The following is a 17666-nucleotide window of genomic DNA, read 5'->3' as shown; positions in this document are numbered from 1 at the left end:
GGAGCAGAGAGCGGGCTAAACAGCCCCGCTCTCGATTCGCGTCACGTGTTATTCGGTTTCCAGATCGATATCGATGCCGAGGGAACGAATTTCTTTGATCAACACGTTGAAAGACTCGGGCATGCCCGGCTCCATACGGTGATCGCCGTCCACGATGTTTTTGTACATCTTGGTCCGACCGTTCACATCGTCCGACTTCACTGTGAGCATTTCTTGCAGAGTGTAAGCAGCACCGTATGCTTCCAGTGCCCAGACCTCCATCTCCCCGAAACGCTGACCACCGAACTGAGCCTTACCACCCAGCGGCTGCTGGGTAACCAGGCTGTACGAACCGGTAGAACGAGCGTGCATCTTATCGTCTACCAAGTGGTTCAGCTTCAGCATGTACATGTAGCCAACAGTAACCGGGCGCTCAAACTTGTTGCCGGTACGGCCGTCGAACAGCTGCATCTGGCCGCTTTCTGGCAGGTCTGCCAGTTTCAGCATGGCCTTGATTTCGCTTTCCTTGGCACCGTCGAACACCGGGGTAGCCATCGGAACGCCACCGCGCAGGTTCTTCGCCAGATCCAGGATTTCCTGGTCGGAGAAGGTGTCCAACTCTTCGTTGCGACCGCCGATCTCGTTGTAGATCTCGTGCAGGAACTTACGCAGGTCTGCGACCTTGCGCTGCTCTTCGATCATACGGTTGATCTTCTCGCCCAGACCTTTGGCCGCGAGGCCCAGGTGGGTTTCAAGGATCTGACCAACGTTCATACGCGAAGGTACGCCCAGCGGGTTGAGGACCACGTCGACCGGAGTGCCATTGGCATCGTGCGGCATGTCTTCAACGGGCATGATCACGGAGACCACACCTTTGTTACCGTGACGACCGGCCATCTTGTCGCCCGGCTGGATGCGACGACGGATTGCCAGGTAAACCTTGACGATTTTCAGCACGCCTGGAGCCAGGTCATCGCCCTGCTGCAGTTTGCGCTTCTTATCTTCGAACTTGTCGTCCAGCAGACGGCGGCGATCAACGATGTACGCCTGGGCCTTCTCGAGCTGCTCGTTCAGAGCATCTTCAGCCATGCGCAGTTTGAACCACTGGCCGTGCTCAAGACCGTCGAGGATTTCGTCGGTGATGTCCTGACCTTTCTTAAGACCTGCGCCGCCTTCAGCCTTGTGGCCTACCAAAGCGGAACGCAGACGTTCGAAGGTCGCGCCTTCAACGATACGGAACTCTTCGTTCAGGTCCTTGCGGATCTCGTCGAGCTGAGTCTTCTCGATGGACAGCGCACGAGCATCACGCTCAACGCCATCACGGGTGAAGACCTGTACGTCGATGACAGTACCCTTGGTACCTGTAGGTACGCGCAGGGAGGTGTCTTTAACGTCGCTGGCTTTTTCACCGAAGATGGCACGCAACAGCTTCTCTTCCGGAGTCAGTTGGGTCTCGCCTTTCGGAGTGACCTTACCCACCAGGATGTCGCCTGCGCCAACTTCAGCACCTACGTAAACGATACCGGCTTCGTCCAACTTGTTCAGTGCAGCTTCACCCACGTTCGGGATGTCCGCAGTGATCTCCTCCGGCCCAAGCTTGGTGTCACGTGCCACACAGGTCAGTTCCTGAATGTGGATCGTGGTGAAGCGGTCTTCTTGAACAACACGCTCGGACAGGCAGATGGAGTCTTCGAAGTTGAAGCCGTTCCACGCCATGAACGCGATGCGCATGTTCTGACCCAGTGCCAGTTCACCCATGTCGGTGGACGGGCCGTCGGCCATGATGTCGCTACGCTGGACGCGATCACCCTTGCTCACCAGCGGACGCTGATTGATGCAGGTGTTCTGGTTCGAGCGGGTGTATTTGGTCAGGTTGTAGATGTCGACACCGGCTTCGCCAGTTTCAACTTCATCATCAGCAACACGAACCACGATACGGCTGGCATCAACAGAGTCGATCACGCCGCCACGACGAGCCACGACGCAAACGCCGGAGTCACGCGCTACGTTACGCTCCATGCCGGTACCTACCAGCGGCTTGTCAGCGCGCAGGGTCGGTACAGCTTGACGCTGCATGTTGGAACCCATCAACGCACGGTTGGCGTCATCGTGCTCCAGGAACGGGATCAGCGACGCTGCAACCGAAACTACCTGCTTCGGCGAAACGTCCATCAAAGTGACGTCTTCCGGCGCCTTGACGGTGAACTCATTCAGGTGACGAACAGCTACCAGCTCGTCAATCAGGACTTTCTTGTCGTTCATCGTGGCCGAAGCCTGAGCGATCACGTGATCAGCTTCTTCGATGGCGGACAGGAACACGATCTCGTCAGTGACCAGAGCGTCTTTCACCACACGGTACGGGCTCTCGAGGAAACCGTATTGGTTAGTGCGCGCGTAGGCCGCCAAGGAGTTGATCAGACCGATGTTCGGACCTTCCGGTGTTTCGATCGGGCAAACGCGACCGTAGTGCGTCGGGTGTACGTCACGAACTTCAAAGCCAGCACGTTCACGGGTCAGACCGCCCGGGCCCAGTGCGGAAACACGGCGTTTGTGGGTGATCTCGGAGAGAGGGTTGTTCTGGTCCATGAACTGCGAGAGCTGGCTGGAACCGAAGAACTCTTTCACCGCCGCAGCCACTGGCTTGGCGTTGATCAGGTCTTGCGGCATCAGGCCTTCGCTTTCAGCCATCGACAGACGCTCTTTGACCGCACGCTCAACACGCACCAGACCAACGCGGAACTGGTTCTCGGCCATTTCGCCTACGCAGCGAACACGACGGTTACCCAGGTGGTCGATGTCATCGACGATGCCTTTACCGTTACGGATGTCGACTAGAGTCTTCAGTACCGCAACGATGTCTTCTTTGCACAACACGCCCGAACCTTCGATCTCGGTACGACCGATACGACGGTTGAACTTCATCCGACCGACCGCAGACAGGTCGTAACGCTCAGGGCTGAAGAACAGGTTGTTGAACAGGGTCTCAGCAGCGTCTTTGGTTGGTGGCTCGCCAGGACGCATCATGCGATAGATCTCGACCAGCGCTTCCAGTTGGTTGCTGGTGGAGTCAATCTTCAACGTGTCAGAGACGAACGGACCGCAGTCGATATCGTTGGTGTACAGGGTCTCGATGCGAACAACCTGAGCCTTGGCGATTTTGGCCAGGATCTCAGTGTTCAGCTCGGTATTGCACTCAGCCAGGATTTCGCCTGTAGCCGGGTGAACGATGACCTTCGCGGTAGTGCGGCCCAGGACGTAGTCCAGAGGCACTTCCAGCGACTTGATACCGGCCTTTTCGATCTGGTTGATGTGGCGCGCAGTAATACGACGGCCAGCCTCAACGATTACCTTGCCATTCTCATCCTGGATATCCAGGACAGCAATTTCACCACGCAGACGCGATGCGATGAGCTCCAGGCTGAGGGTTTCATCCTTCAGGCTGAATACGTTGGTGGTGTAGAAAGCGTCCAGCACCTGCTCGGTGGTATAGCCGAGCGCGCGCAGCAGCACAGAAGCTGGCAGCTTACGGCGACGGTCGATACGCACGAATACGCAGTCTTTAGGATCGAACTCGAAGTCCAACCAAGAACCGCGGTACGGAATGATCCGCGCGGAGTACAGGAGTTTGCCGGAGCTGTGCGTCTTGCCGCGGTCGTGATCAAAGAACACACCCGGTGAACGATGCAGCTGAGAAACGATAACACGCTCGGTACCGTTGATAACGAAGGTACCGTTTTCAGTCATCAGTGGGATTTCACCCATGTAGACTTCTTGCTCTTTGATGTCCTTGATCGCTTTATTCGACGACTCTTTGTCGAAAATGATCAGACGGACTTTTACCCGCAAAGGTACGGCGTACGTAACACCGCGCAACACGCATTCTTTGACATCAAATGCCGGTTCGCCCAGGCGATAACCGACGTACTCCAGCGCAGCATTGCCGGAGTAGCTGATGATCGGGAAAACGGATTTGAAGGCCGCATGCAGGCCCACGTCGCGGAACTGATCTTTGGTCGCTCCCGCCTGCAAGAATTCACGATACGAATCCAGCTGGATAGCCAGAAGGTACGGGACATCCATGACGTCCGGCAACTTGCTAAAGTCCTTGCGGATACGTTTTTTCTCAGTATATGAGTAAGCCATCAGCGTTCCCCAGCTTGGTCACCTGCTTGTTTGGCCCCTCCGACGGGAGCAGCCAGAAAATCTTGCAAACCCCATGGTTTGCACCACCGCTTCGGATGGCTACAGCGCGTTAATGGCGGCGACCGAGTCGACAGCCAATAACGGAAAAAGGCCGGTGGCAAGAGCCACCAGCCATCAGCCTTCAGCTTAACGCTTGGGCTGGAGACGCAAAGTCGATGCTTACTTCAGCTCGACTTTAGCGCCTGCTTCTTCCAGAGTAGCTTTGGCTTTGTCAGCTGCGTCTTTCGACACTGCTTCCAGAACCTGGGCAGGAGCGCCGTCAACTACAGCCTTGGCTTCTTTCAGGCCCAGACCGGTCAGTTCACGTACTGCCTTGATCACGTTTACTTTCTTCTCGCCAGCTTCCAGCAGCATGACGTTGAATTCGGTTTGCTCTTCAGCAGCAACAGCAGCAACTGCTGGGCCAGCGGAAGCAGCGGCAGCGGAAACGCCGAATTTTTCTTCGAAAGCTTTGATCAGCTCAACAACCTGCAGAACCGACATTTCAGCTACGGCGTTGAGGATATCGTCTTGGGAGATAGACATTGCTGTATTTCCTGAATTGGGGGACGGCCTACGCGGCCATCGAAATAAACAAAAATACGCGAGAGAAGTCGCTCAGCCTTAGGCTGCGGCAGCTTCTTTTTGCTCGCGAACTGCAGCCAGAGTACGAGCCAGCTTGCTGGTAGCGCCTTGAATCACGCTCATCAGCTGCGAAATGGCTTCGTCGCGGGTCGGCAATGTTGCCAGTACGTCGATTTGGTTAGCTGCGAGGAACTTGCCCTCGAACGCAGCTGCCTTGATCTCGAACTTATCCTGACTCTTGGCGAATTCCTTGAACAAACGGGCAGCAGCGCCTGGATGATCTTTGGAGAAAGCGATCAGAGTCGGGCCGGTGAACACGTCATTGAGAACACTGTATTCAGTGTCAGCAACAGCGCGCTTGAGCAGGGTGTTACGTACAACACGTACGTATACGCCAGCTTCACGAGCCTCTTTACGGAGTCCGGTCATAGCGCCTACTGTCACACCACGGGCATCAGCCACGACAGCGGACAGGGCAGCTTTGGCAGCCTCGTTGACTTCAGCGACGATGGCCTTCTTGTCTTCGAGATTAATTGCCACGGGTTTAACTCCTGCTTGTTACCGTTTCATCTGGCCTAGGCCGGATGTCGTTTTGGTGTCTGATTCGGTAAGGAACCGGGAGCACCATCTGCGTAGGCTTTTGGTTTAAGACTTGCGTCGCCTACGGTCTTGGATAGCCCCCGCCAGGCAGGGACCCCAATTTTTTCAATTGACGCAATCGCTTGCGTCAATCTGTGTCTTATACGTCCAGCGAGCCTTGGTCGATGACCAGACCTGGGCCCATAGTGGTGCTCAGGGTAACGCGCTTGACGTAGATACCTTTAGAAGAAGCTGGCTTGATACGCTTAAGATCAGCGATCAGGGCTTCAACGTTTTCCTTCAGCTTGACGGCGTCGAAACCGACCTTGCCAACGGAGGTGTGAATGATGCCGTTTTTGTCGGTGCGATAACGAACCTGACCAGCCTTGGCGTTTTTAACCGCGGTAGCTACGTCTGGCGTTACAGTGCCGACTTTAGGGTTAGGCATCAGGCCACGTGGACCAAGGATCTGACCCAACTGACCTACAACACGCATTGCATCCGGGGAGGCAATAACTACGTCGTAGTTCAGGTCGCCGCCTTTCATTTCGGCAGCCAGGTCGTCCATGCCAACGCGATCAGCGCCAGCGGCCAGAGCAGCTTCAGCTGCCGGGCCTTGGGTGAAGACGGCTACACGTACAGTCTTGCCAGTACCGTGTGGCAGCACAGTAGCGCTACGAACGACTTGGTCGGACTTACGCGGGTCCACACCCAGGTTTACAGCAACGTCAACGGACTCGCTGAATTTGACAGTCGACAGCTCGGTCAACAGGGCTGCAGCGTCTACAAAGCTGTAGGCCTTGCCTGCTTCGATTTTGCCGGCGATAGCCTTTTGGCGCTTGGTCAGCTTAGCCATTACACACCCTCCACGTTAAGGCCCATGCTACGAGCAGAACCGGCGATGGTACGCACGGCTGCATCCATATCAGCTGCAGTCAGATCCGCGTTTTTGGTTTTCGCGATTTCTTCCAGCTGAGCACGAGTTACAGTGCCGACTTTAACGGTGTTAGGACGAGCGGAACCGCTAGTCAGACCAGCAGCCTTCTTCAGCAGAACCGAAGCCGGGGTCGACTTAGTTTCGAAAGTGAAGCTACGGTCGCTGTATACAGTGATGATCACTGGAGTCGGCAGACCTGGTTCAAGACCCTGAGTACGGGCGTTGAAGGCCTTGCAGAATTCCATGATGTTCACGCCATGCTGACCCAGAGCTGGACCAACAGGTGGGCTTGGGTTGGCCTGAGCGGCCTTCACTTGCAGCTTGATGTAAGCGGTAATTTTCTTGGCCATGAGGCACTCCAATTACGGGTTCAAACGCCTCGAAAGGCTCCCCGGTTACTTGCGCGTTTATCCCAGTGACGACAAAACCCCACAGCCTAAGGCTGCGGGGTTGGGATGCTTAGCCAGCTAGACCTTCTCGACCTGGCTGAACTCCAACTCTACAGGAGTAGAGCGACCGAAAATGAGCACTGCCACTTGGATCCGGCTCTTCTCGTAGTTAACCTCTTCGACAGTGCCGTTAAAATCAGCAAACGGACCATCTGTAACACGAACAACCTCACCCGGCTCGAACAAAGTCTTCGGCTTAGGCTTGTCACTACCATCAGCAACGCGACGCAGAATTGCTTCTGCCTCTTTATCAGTGATCGGAGCAGGCTTATCAGCGGTACCGCCAATGAAACCCATGACACGAGGCGTATCCTTGACCAAATGCCAAGTACCTTCATTCATGTCCATCTGAACCAAAACATAGCCAGGGAAGAACTTACGCTCACTTTTACGCTTCTGACCATTCCGCATTTCAACCACTTCTTCAGTGGGAACCAGAATTTCGCCGAAGCCATCTTCCATGCCTGCCAGCTTCACGCGCTCTAGCAAAGAGCGCATAACATGCTTCTCGTAACCCGAGTAAGCATGAACAACGTACCAACGCTTAGCCACGGGACACCCTTAGCCAACAATCAAGGAAACAAGCCAACCGAGCAGGGAATCAAGCCCCCACAACAGCAACGCCATAACCAGAACAACAGCCACAACAATCAACGTGGTCTGCGTGGTTTCTTGGCGAGTCGGCCAAACGACTTTACGGATTTCGGTGCGAGCTTCCTTTACCAGTACCGCAAAAGACTTGCCTTTAGCAGTCTGCAAGCCCACAAAGGCAGCCACAGCAGCAATAACAAGCAAAGCGAGCACACGGTACAGGATCGGCGAAGCAGAATAGTACTGATTGCCAACTACGCCTACGACCACCAACGCCACAACAACTAGCCACTTGACGAGATCGAAACGAGAGCTTTGAGCTTCAGCCTTAGGAGTCATCTATGAAGATCCTGTGAAAAGAAAGCCAGACACACCACGTGAATCTGGCAGGTCAGGAGGGAATCGAACCCCCAACCTACGGTTTTGGAGACCGTCGCTCTGCCAATTGAGCTACTGACCTAAAACAAAATCAGGCCGACCATTATGCAGGCCTGAAAAAGACTTTACAACAACCAACCCCAACAGACTTGAGACAACCTGGCAAAACCACCAGATACAAAACACTCAAGCCGAGGCAGCTGTTAAAACAAAGGCAGATATTTTCATATCTGCCTTGTTATATGGAGCTCTTGAGCGGATTTGAACCGCTGACCTCACCCTTACCAAGGGTGTGCTCTACCAACTGAGCTACAAGAGCAAAACACATGCACAACCTGCAAACTTGGAGCGGGTAGCGGGAATCGAACCCGCATCATCAGCTTGGAAGGCTGAGGTTCTACCACTAAACTATACCCGCGGAGCTTGCAGCTCACGCCAAAAATGGTGGAGGGGGAAGGATTCGAACCTTCGAAGTCGTAGACGTCAGATTTACAGTCTGATCCCTTTGGCCGCTCGGGAACCCCTCCTAAGCGAGCCGGCATTTTACATTACGCCGACCTTCTGTCAAGCATTTTCTCATTTAAATTATGAGGTTAGCTGCATTGACGCCGCAGCTCATTAAATCCCCCTAAAGGTCTTCACTGCGAAGCGGGCGCCATTCTATGCAAACTATTCGACAGTTGCAATGCCTTCGCACAGCATTATTTTATGTTTTAACTCATTGAATTCCTTAACAAGGTTTTCAAAGGGCAGATCTTCAGCCAGGCGCCGGCTTTCCGGGGCCACCCGGAGCCAGTAACCTTGAGCATCTGACGTACTCAGCAGTTGAACCTTGACCTTTATATCCAAGCTAGTGAGACGCTGCTCGACAGATTGCGCTTGGCGCTGGTCTGTAAATCCACCAATGTACAAACAGGTATTTTGCGAATCAGATACGTTTGCCCGCTCCCTGCGGATCACTGCATCCGAAGATTCACTCAGCAGACGAATATCCTGCTGAGCACCTCGATAGAGACTCAGAGGAGTAACGTCTTTAGCGCGCAGCGGGGCCTCTTGCTGGTGCCATATGTAGTAAAAGGCGTTGAGGATCAGTAAAAGCAAAAACAGCCAACGCATAAACACCTCAAGATAACGGGCACGCCATCGCCAGACCAACGAAAACCAAATCAGGAACGAGTCGAGCCTGCGGCACAGAGCCCAATACCAAATCAGCATCTCCGCCAGTCAGGAATATACTGAAGTCATCGCCCCAGTAGCTGCGCGCGAGCTCTACCTGGGTCAGAACAAATCCTCGAAGCATCAACGCACAGCCTCGCTCTACTGCCTCGACTGTTGTACGACCTGGTGAGAGGCACTCCAAAGCCCTTTCAGCAGCGGCATCGCCATACCTTATCTTTCGTGTATGTGTACGCAGCTGATTCCTCATGAGAGACATGCCCGGACAAATATAGCCTCCCAGGTGCTCGCCATCCTCAGCTATAAAATCTGCAGTCGCCGCAGTGCCAAAATCGAGCACCAAGCAGGCACCCGAGGCCAATTTAAATCCACCGAGCATTGCCAACCAGCGATCCAGACCAAGGCGCTCAAAATCTTCGTAGCCGTTACGTACCCCAGCCACTTCACGAGCTGAAGCAGCACTGGTAACAGCAACACCAAATGTCTCCACAAGCGCTTCAACCAGTTTTTCCGTCTCTTCCTGCGCACGGACGCTCACCAACCTGCAACGCGTCAGCAACAACTCAGGCAGCGCCAGCAGGCTATCAATCAAGGCAGCATCCGAACCTGCAACACCTTCAGCCGAGGCGTTCACCCCGCTCGAATCAAGCACACGCCATTTGATAAAGCTATTCCCACAGTCGAGCTCAAGAATCATCACGCAACCTCAGGCTTAGCTCACCACCACTGTATATTTTCTCAACACCATCAACACTCAAACGCAAAGCACCTTGACGATCAACACCCAGCACCACTCCATCGACCTGGTTGACACCGGCTATAAGCGACACAGCCCTCCCCTGCCAAGCGTGATTTTTCTCCCACTCATTCTGAAGCTCGGCAAAACCTAGCACCCGGTGTCGACCCAAGTAGCCTTGCAACTGCAAACCCAGCCGGGCAATCAGGGCGTTTCGATCAACAGGAAAACCCGTCTCTAACTGCACTGATGTCCATTGCTGATCAACCTCGTCAGCCTTCTGCATATTGACGTTGATGCCTATTCCAAGGACAACGTGACAGATATCAGCAGGATCCCCTACGAGCTCCAGCAAAATCCCGGCAATTTTCTTTTGCCCTACGAGAACGTCGTTTGGCCATTTTAAAGTCGCAGTCTGAACTCCAGACTCACGCAGGGCTTGCATGACCGCCAATCCAACCACAAGACTTAAGCCTTCCAACTGCCGAAGACCATCCTCAATACGCAATACAAGGCTGTAATAGACATTCTGGGCAAATGGACTGACCCACTTTCGACCACGCCTGCCTCTTCCCGCCGTTTGCTGCTCCGCAAGCACCAGAAAGGGCGTCGCGCACTCAACCCCAGCAAGACGCAAAGCTTCGGCATTTGTTGAGTCAATGGAATCGTAGATATGGATAGGCCATGCTAAATCAGGGGCATACTGCTCAATTTCCGCAGCACTCAAGAAAACCAATGGGGATGCTAATTGATACCCCTTTCCACGAACCTTATGAACAGGCAGATTCAATTCGGCCTCAAGGTGCTGGAGTTGCTTCCAGACAGCACTGCGACTGACGCCCAGGGCGGCGCCAAGTGCTTCCCCGGAATGAAATCGGCCATCTTTCAGAAGTTCTAACAACGTCAGCATGCAAGTATCGCCTCACAATGAGGAACGCATGATAGCCATGCGAAAGACCATTGCATAGAAAGGCAGGCGTTTAGCCCTGAAGGCGTCCATGAGAAAACCTGCCGGCACTTTCCGATCGCCCAAAACAAAACCCCATCTGCTTTCGCAAATGGGGTTTCGGAATTTAATCTTGACGATGACCTACTCTCACATGGGGAAACCCCACACTACCATCGGCGATGCATCGTTTCACTACTGAGTTCGGGATGGGATCAGGTGGTTCCAATGCTCTATGGTCGTCAAGAAATTCGGGGACTGAGTCGTGGCCAGTTGGCCTCGCTTCAGCAAATTGGGTATGTGATAGCTTTCGGTGTTTGCAAGAGTCGAACTTTCGGTTCATTTCGTCTTCACACACCGCAATCTGGTGCTCTTTCGCTTTTCAGCTCGAAGCAAGCAAATTGCTTGGGTGTTATATGGTCAAGCCTCACGGGCAATTAGTATTGGTTAGCTCAACGCCTCACAGCGCTTACACACCCAACCTATCAACGTCGTAGTCTTCGACGGCCCTTCAGGGAACTCAAGGTTCCAGTGAGATCTCATCTTGAGGCTAGTTTCCCGCTTAGATGCTTTCAGCGGTTATCTATTCCGAACATAGCTACCCGGCAATGCCACTGGCGTGACAACCGGAACACCAGAGGTTCGTCCACTCCGGTCCTCTCGTACTAGGAGCAGCCCCTCTCAAATCTCAAACGTCCACGGCAGATAGGGACCGAACTGTCTCACGACGTTCTAAACCCAGCTCGCGTACCACTTTAAATGGCGAACAGCCATACCCTTGGGACCGGCTTCAGCCCCAGGATGTGATGAGCCGACATCGAGGTGCCAAACACCGCCGTCGATATGAACTCTTGGGCGGTATCAGCCTGTTATCCCCGGAGTACCTTTTATCCGTTGAGCGATGGCCCTTCCATACAGAACCACCGGATCACTAAGACCTACTTTCGTACCTGCTCGACGTGTCTGTCTCGCAGTCAAGCGCGCTTTTGCCTTTATACTCTACGACCGATTTCCGACCGGTCTGAGCGCACCTTCGTACTCCTCCGTTACTCTTTAGGAGGAGACCGCCCCAGTCAAACTACCCACCATACACTGTCCTCGATCCGGATAACGGACCTGAGTTAGAACCTCAAAGTTGCCAGGGTGGTATTTCAAGGTTGGCTCCACGCAGACTGGCGTCCACGCTTCAAAGCCTCCCACCTATCCTACACAAGCAAATTCAAAGTCCAGTGCAAAGCTATAGTAAAGGTTCACGGGGTCTTTCCGTCTAGCCGCGGATACACTGCATCTTCACAGCGATTTCAATTTCACTGAGTCTCGGGTGGAGACAGCGCCGCCATCGTTACGCCATTCGTGCAGGTCGGAACTTACCCGACAAGGAATTTCGCTACCTTAGGACCGTTATAGTTACGGCCGCCGTTTACCGGGGCTTCGATCAAGAGCTTCGCGTTAGCTAACCCCATCAATTAACCTTCCGGCACCGGGCAGGCGTCACACCCTATACGTCCACTTTCGTGTTTGCAGAGTGCTGTGTTTTTAATAAACAGTCGCAGCGGCCTGGTATCTTCGACCGGCATGAGCTTACGGAGCAAGTCCTTCACCCTCACCGGCGCACCTTCTCCCGAAGTTACGGTGCCATTTTGCCTAGTTCCTTCACCCGAGTTCTCTCAAGCGCCTTGGTATTCTCTACCCAACCACCTGTGTCGGTTTGGGGTACGGTTCCTGGTTACCTGAAGCTTAGAAGCTTTTCTTGGAAGCATGGCATCAACCACTTCGTTAACTAAAAGTTAACTCGTCATCAGCTCTCGGCCTTAAGATCCCGGATTTACCTAAGATCTCAGCCTACCACCTTAAACTTGGACAACCAACGCCAAGCTGGCCTAGCCTTCTCCGTCCCTCCATCGCAATAACCAGAAGTACAGGAATATTAACCTGTTTTCCATCGACTACGCTTTTCAGCCTCGCCTTAGGGACCGACTAACCCTGCGTCGATTAACGTTGCGCAGGAAACCTTGGTCTTTCGGCGTGGGTGTTTTTCACACCCATTGTCGTTACTCATGTCAGCATTCGCACTTCTGATACCTCCAGCAAGCTTCTCAACTCACCTTCACAGGCTTACAGAACGCTCCTCTACCGCATCACTTACGTGATACCCGTAGCTTCGGTGTATGGTTTGAGCCCCGTTACATCTTCCGCGCAGGCCGACTCGACTAGTGAGCTATTACGCTTTCTTTAAAGGGTGGCTGCTTCTAAGCCAACCTCCTAGCTGTCTAAGCCTTCCCACATCGTTTCCCACTTAACCATAACTTTGGGACCTTAGCTGACGGTCTGGGTTGTTTCCCTTTTCACGACGGACGTTAGCACCCGCCGTGTGTCTCCCATGCTCGGCACTTGTAGGTATTCGGAGTTTGCATCGGTTTGGTAAGTCGGGATGACCCCCTAGCCGAAACAGTGCTCTACCCCCTACAGTGATACATGAGGCGCTACCTAAATAGCTTTCGAGGAGAACCAGCTATCTCCGAGCTTGATTAGCCTTTCACTCCGATCCACAGGTCATCCGCTAACTTTTCAACGGTAGTCGGTTCGGTCCTCCAGTTAGTGTTACCCAACCTTCAACCTGCCCATGGATAGATCGCCCGGTTTCGGGTCTATTCCCAGCGACTAGACGCCCTATTAAGACTCGCTTTCGCTACGCCTCCCCTATTCGGTTAAGCTCGCCACTGAAAATAAGTCGCTGACCCATTATACAAAAGGTACGCAGTCACCCAACAAAGTGGGCTCCCACTGCTTGTACGCATACGGTTTCAGGATCTATTTCACTCCCCTCTCCGGGGTTCTTTTCGCCTTTCCCTCACGGTACTAGTTCACTATCGGTCAGTCAGTAGTATTTAGCCTTGGAGGATGGTCCCCCCATATTCAGACAAAGTTTCTCGTGCTCCGTCCTACTCGATTTCATGACTAAGAGATTTTCGCGTACAGGGCTATCACCCACTATGGCCGCACTTTCCAGAGCGTTCCGCTAATCTCAAAGCCACTTAAGGGCTAGTCCCCGTTCGCTCGCCACTACTAAGGGAATCTCGGTTGATTTCTTTTCCTCAGGGTACTTAGATGTTTCAGTTCCCCTGGTTCGCCTCTTACGCCTATGTATTCAGCGTAAGATAACCATCTTATGATGGCTGGGTTCCCCCATTCAGACATCTCCGGATCAAAGTCTGTTTGCCGACTCCCCGAAGCTTTTCGCAGGCTACCACGTCTTTCATCGCCTCTGACTGCCAAGGCATCCACCGTATGCGCTTCTTCACTTGACCATATAACCCCAAGCAATCTGGTTATACTGTGAAGACAACATTCGCCGAAAATTCGATTTGACTCTTTCGAGCCACTCACAAATTTTACCTTAGCCTGATCCGTTACCAGTGAAAGTAACGTTCAGTCTATCTTTCTATCACATACCCAAATTTTTAAAGAACGATCTAATCAAAGACTAGAAATCAACATTCACCATCATCACAATGGAATGCTCATTTCTAAGCTTTCAACAAACAGAAGCAGTAGTGGTGGAGCCAAACGGGATCGAACCGTTGACCTCCTGCGTGCAAGGCAGGCGCTCTCCCAGCTGAGCTATGGCCCCGTATTTCTACAGGCGTTTCCCACACAAAATTGGTGGGTCTGGGCAGATTCGAACTGCCGACCTCACCCTTATCAGGGGTGCGCTCTAACCAACTGAGCTACAGACCCAATTTCGGGCTGCTTCTTTATCGTCTTCTTCAATGAATCAAGCAATTCGTGTGGGAACTTATGGAGCAGCTGATGTCGTCGATTAAGGAGGTGATCCAGCCGCAGGTTCCCCTACGGCTACCTTGTTACGACTTCACCCCAGTCATGAATCACACCGTGGTAACCGTCCTCCCGAAGGTTAGACTAGCTACTTCTGGTGCAACCCACTCCCATGGTGTGACGGGCGGTGTGTACAAGGCCCGGGAACGTATTCACCGCGACATTCTGATTCGCGATTACTAGCGATTCCGACTTCACGCAGTCGAGTTGCAGACTGCGATCCGGACTACGATCGGTTTTATGGGATTAGCTCCACCTCGCGGCTTGGCAACCCTCTGTACCGACCATTGTAGCACGTGTGTAGCCCAGGCCGTAAGGGCCATGATGACTTGACGTCATCCCCACCTTCCTCCGGTTTGTCACCGGCAGTCTCCTTAGAGTGCCCACCATTACGTGCTGGTAACTAAGGACAAGGGTTGCGCTCGTTACGGGACTTAACCCAACATCTCACGACACGAGCTGACGACAGCCATGCAGCACCTGTCTCAATGTTCCCGAAGGCACCAATCTATCTCTAGAAAGTTCATTGGATGTCAAGGCCTGGTAAGGTTCTTCGCGTTGCTTCGAATTAAACCACATGCTCCACCGCTTGTGCGGGCCCCCGTCAATTCATTTGAGTTTTAACCTTGCGGCCGTACTCCCCAGGCGGTCAACTTAATGCGTTAGCTGCGCCACTAAGAGCTCAAGGCTCCCAACGGCTAGTTGACATCGTTTACGGCGTGGACTACCAGGGTATCTAATCCTGTTTGCTCCCCACGCTTTCGCACCTCAGTGTCAGTATCAGTCCAGGTGGTCGCCTTCGCCACTGGTGTTCCTTCCTATATCTACGCATTTCACCGCTACACAGGAAATTCCACCACCCTCTACCATACTCTAGTCAGTCAGTTTTGAATGCAGTTCCCAGGTTGAGCCCGGGGATTTCACATCCAACTTAACAAACCACCTACGCGCGCTTTACGCCCAGTAATTCCGATTAACGCTTGCACCCTCTGTATTACCGCGGCTGCTGGCACAGAGTTAGCCGGTGCTTATTCTGTCGGTAACGTCAAAACAATCACGTATTAGGTAACTGCCCTTCCTCCCAACTTAAAGTGCTTTACAATCCGAAGACCTTCTTCACACACGCGGCATGGCTGGATCAGGCTTTCGCCCATTGTCCAATATTCCCCACTGCTGCCTCCCGTAGGAGTCTGGACCGTGTCTCAGTTCCAGTGTGACTGATCATCCTCTCAGACCAGTTACGGATCGTCGCCTTGGTGAGCCATTACCTCACCAACTAGCTAATCCGACCTAGGCTCATCTGATAGCGCAAGGCCCGAAGGTCCCCTGCTTTCTCCCGTAGGACGTATGCGGTATTAGCGTCCGTTTCCGAACGTTATCCCCCACTACCAGGCAGATTCCTAGGCATTACTCACCCGTCCGCCGCTCTCAAGAGAAGCAAGCTTCTCTCTACCGCTCGACTTGCATGTGTTAGGCCTGCCGCCAGCGTTCAATCTGAGCCATGATCAAACTCTTCAGTTCAAACATCTTTGGGTTTTTAAGAAACCCTAAACTTGGCTCAGCAATCGTTGGTTACATCTTTGATTTCTCGCGGAGTAACTTGTGATGCTGATAATCTTGTTGACTATCAGTCTGACTCCACAAGCACCCACACGAATTGCTTGATTCAGTTGTTAAAGAGCGGTTGGTTAAGATCTTTCGTCTCAACCGAGGCGCGCATTCTACAGCAGCCTCATTTGCTGTCAAGTGATTATTTTCAGAAGCTTTCGAAGATTTCTTCAACAACTTCAACCACTTGCGCTTCTGATCTCTCATCAGCGGGATGGCGAATTCTACAGCTTTACACACTGCTGTCAACACCTCTTTTTCAACTTCCTTTTGGCTTCGATGAACTGAAGCAACCTACTGCCGAAAACTGCGTAACTCATTGTTTACCAAGGAGTTTTCCGTTTCGACTGCGCCGGAAGTGGGGCGAATTATAGACAGATATAATTCGCCGTCAACACTTAATTTCAGCCTTATTCAGATTTGAGCGTAATGCGTGCAAAGGCCTTCTTCCCCGCCTGACAAATGTGGGTCGCTCCGAGCTCATATATAAAGGTGCGATCTACCACCTCGCCATCTATACGCACACCACCCGAACCCAGAAGGTCACGAGCCACGGCGGAGTTTTTCACCAAGCCCGCCTTATTAAGAACGGCCGCAATCGGCATCGCCTCAGCAGCAGTCAGCTCAACCTCAGGCAGATCATCCGGCAACTCGCCATCTTTCATGCGGTTGCCCGCCGCGCGGTGAGCACTGGCCGCTGCCTCTTCACCATGGAACCGAGCAACAATCTCTTCTGCCAGCTTGATTTTCACATCACGCGGGTTGGCTCCAGCCTCGACGTCAGCGCGCAACGCATTGATCTCGTCCATCGAGCGGAAGCTCAACAGCTCAAAGTAACGCCACATCAGCGCATCAGGAATGGAAACCAGCTTGCCGTACATCACGCCTGGCGCCTCTTGGATACCTACATAGTTACCCAGAGACTTGGACATCTTCTTGACGCCATCCAACCCTTCTAGCAATGGCATGGTCACAATGCACTGAGCCTCTTGCCCATACGCACGCTGAAGCTCACGCCCCATCAACAGGTTGAACTTCTGGTCGGTACCACCCAGCTCCACATCGGCACGCAGCGCCACCGAGTCATAACCCTGGACTAGCGGATAGAGGAACTCATGAATAGCGATCGGCTGATTGGTGGAGTAGCGCTTATCGAAGTCGTCGCGCTCAAGCATTCGCGCAACGGTGTACTGAGATGTCAGACGAATAAAGTCGGCCGGCCCCATCTGATCCATCCAGGTGGAGTTGAACGCCACCTCGGTCTTAGCCGGATCAAGAATCTTGAATACTTGGGTCTTGTAGGTCTCGGCGTTGTCGAGAACCTGCTCGCGGGTTAGCGGCGGGCGCGTAGCGCTTTTGCCACTCGGGTCGCCGATCATCCCAGTGAAGTCACCTATAAGGAAGATGACCTGATGCCCCAGCTCCTGGAACTGACGTAGCTTATTAATAAGCACGGTGTGACCCAGGTGCAGGTCCGGCGCTGTCGGATCGAAACCAGCCTTAATACGCAGGGGTTGGCCACGCTTGAGCTTTTCGATCAGCTCGGCCTCAACCAACAGTTCTTCCGCACCACGTTTTATCAGCGCTAGCTGCTCTTCAACCGACTTCATAACAGACCCGCAAGGCTCAGATTCAAAAGGGAACCAACCATACAAGATCAGGGACTAATTACAAGTTTTGCCC

The 17666-nt window shown here is 53.1% G+C and carries 11 protein-coding genes, 6 tRNA genes and 3 rRNA genes; all 20 read right to left on the bottom strand.

Annotation, left to right across the window (positions count from 1 at the left end; translation table 11 throughout):
- Positions 1-48: 48 nt before the first annotated feature.
- Positions 49-4122 (bottom strand): DNA-directed RNA polymerase subunit beta, encoded by a 4074-nt coding sequence (gene rpoB / locus AB4N82_RS13055; protein ID WP_032884533.1) that lies wholly within the window; start codon positions 4120-4122, stop codon positions 49-51.
- Between the two features lie 219 nt (positions 4123-4341).
- Entirely contained in the window at positions 4342-4707 is a 366-nt protein-coding gene (rplL, locus tag AB4N82_RS13050; protein ID WP_003176432.1) for a 50S ribosomal protein L7/L12, read from the bottom strand.
- Between the two features lie 78 nt (positions 4708-4785).
- Positions 4786-5286: a 50S ribosomal protein L10 gene (gene rplJ / locus AB4N82_RS13045; RefSeq protein ID WP_003232405.1), complete on the bottom strand. Its 501-nt coding sequence runs from the start codon at positions 5284-5286 to the stop codon at positions 4786-4788.
- 199 nt (positions 5287-5485) lie between these two features.
- Positions 5486-6181, bottom strand: a complete 696-nt coding sequence (gene rplA, locus AB4N82_RS13040; RefSeq protein WP_032884532.1) for a 50S ribosomal protein L1 — start codon at positions 6179-6181, stop codon at positions 5486-5488.
- The gene (gene rplK / locus AB4N82_RS13035; protein WP_003176435.1) at positions 6181-6612 is read right to left on the bottom strand and encodes a 50S ribosomal protein L11; all 432 of its coding nucleotides are present in this window, start codon (positions 6610-6612) and stop codon (positions 6181-6183) included. The genes rplA and rplK overlap by 1 nt, the downstream gene beginning before the upstream one ends.
- 117 nt (positions 6613-6729) lie before the next feature.
- Positions 6730-7263 carry a transcription termination/antitermination protein NusG gene (gene nusG / locus AB4N82_RS13030; RefSeq protein ID WP_003176436.1) on the bottom strand — a complete coding sequence of 178 codons (534 nt, stop codon included), beginning with the start codon at positions 7261-7263 and terminating at the stop codon, positions 6730-6732.
- A 9-nt stretch (positions 7264-7272) separates the two neighbouring features.
- Positions 7273-7641 carry a preprotein translocase subunit SecE gene (gene secE / locus AB4N82_RS13025; RefSeq protein WP_032884531.1) on the bottom strand — a complete coding sequence of 123 codons (369 nt, stop codon included), beginning with the start codon at positions 7639-7641 and terminating at the stop codon, positions 7273-7275.
- 45 nt (positions 7642-7686) lie between these two features.
- A tRNA-Trp gene (locus AB4N82_RS13020) sits at positions 7687-7762 on the bottom strand.
- A 161-nt stretch (positions 7763-7923) separates the two neighbouring features.
- Positions 7924-7999 (bottom strand) — tRNA-Thr (locus AB4N82_RS13015).
- Between the two features lie 25 nt (positions 8000-8024).
- Positions 8025-8098 (bottom strand) — tRNA-Gly (locus tag AB4N82_RS13010).
- A gap of 24 nt (positions 8099-8122) precedes the next feature.
- Positions 8123-8207 (bottom strand) — tRNA-Tyr (locus tag AB4N82_RS13005).
- A gap of 142 nt (positions 8208-8349) precedes the next feature.
- Positions 8350-8796, bottom strand: a complete 447-nt coding sequence (locus tag AB4N82_RS13000; protein ID WP_122765261.1) for a hypothetical protein — start codon at positions 8794-8796, stop codon at positions 8350-8352.
- Positions 8797-8803: 7 nt separating this feature from the next.
- The gene (locus AB4N82_RS12995; RefSeq protein WP_122765260.1) at positions 8804-9553 is read right to left on the bottom strand and encodes a pantothenate kinase; all 750 of its coding nucleotides are present in this window, start codon (positions 9551-9553) and stop codon (positions 8804-8806) included.
- Positions 9543-10502 carry a bifunctional biotin--[acetyl-CoA-carboxylase] ligase/biotin operon repressor BirA gene (birA, locus tag AB4N82_RS12990; RefSeq protein ID WP_122765259.1) on the bottom strand — a complete coding sequence of 320 codons (960 nt, stop codon included), beginning with the start codon at positions 10500-10502 and terminating at the stop codon, positions 9543-9545. The genes AB4N82_RS12995 and birA overlap by 11 nt, the downstream gene beginning before the upstream one ends.
- A gap of 167 nt (positions 10503-10669) precedes the next feature.
- Positions 10670-10785, bottom strand: a 5S ribosomal RNA gene (gene rrf / locus AB4N82_RS12985).
- A 169-nt stretch (positions 10786-10954) separates the two neighbouring features.
- Positions 10955-13846 (bottom strand): 23S ribosomal RNA (locus AB4N82_RS12980).
- A gap of 247 nt (positions 13847-14093) precedes the next feature.
- Positions 14094-14169, bottom strand: a tRNA-Ala gene (locus tag AB4N82_RS12975).
- A gap of 30 nt (positions 14170-14199) precedes the next feature.
- A tRNA-Ile gene (locus AB4N82_RS12970) sits at positions 14200-14276 on the bottom strand.
- An 83-nt stretch (positions 14277-14359) separates the two neighbouring features.
- Positions 14360-15896, bottom strand: a 16S ribosomal RNA gene (locus tag AB4N82_RS12965).
- Together the 16S, 23S and 5S rRNA genes with 2 tRNA genes alongside form the textbook arrangement of a ribosomal RNA operon.
- 497 nt (positions 15897-16393) lie before the next feature.
- Positions 16394-17593 (bottom strand): tyrosine--tRNA ligase, encoded by a 1200-nt coding sequence (tyrS, locus tag AB4N82_RS12960; protein ID WP_122763563.1) that lies wholly within the window; start codon positions 17591-17593, stop codon positions 16394-16396.
- Positions 17594-17666 lie beyond the last annotated feature (73 nt).

The organism is Pseudomonas sp. H1_D04, from assembly GCF_054683855.1.
Note: the sequence above shows the minus strand (reverse complement) of the source record. Positions and strands in the feature narration are given on the sequence as shown.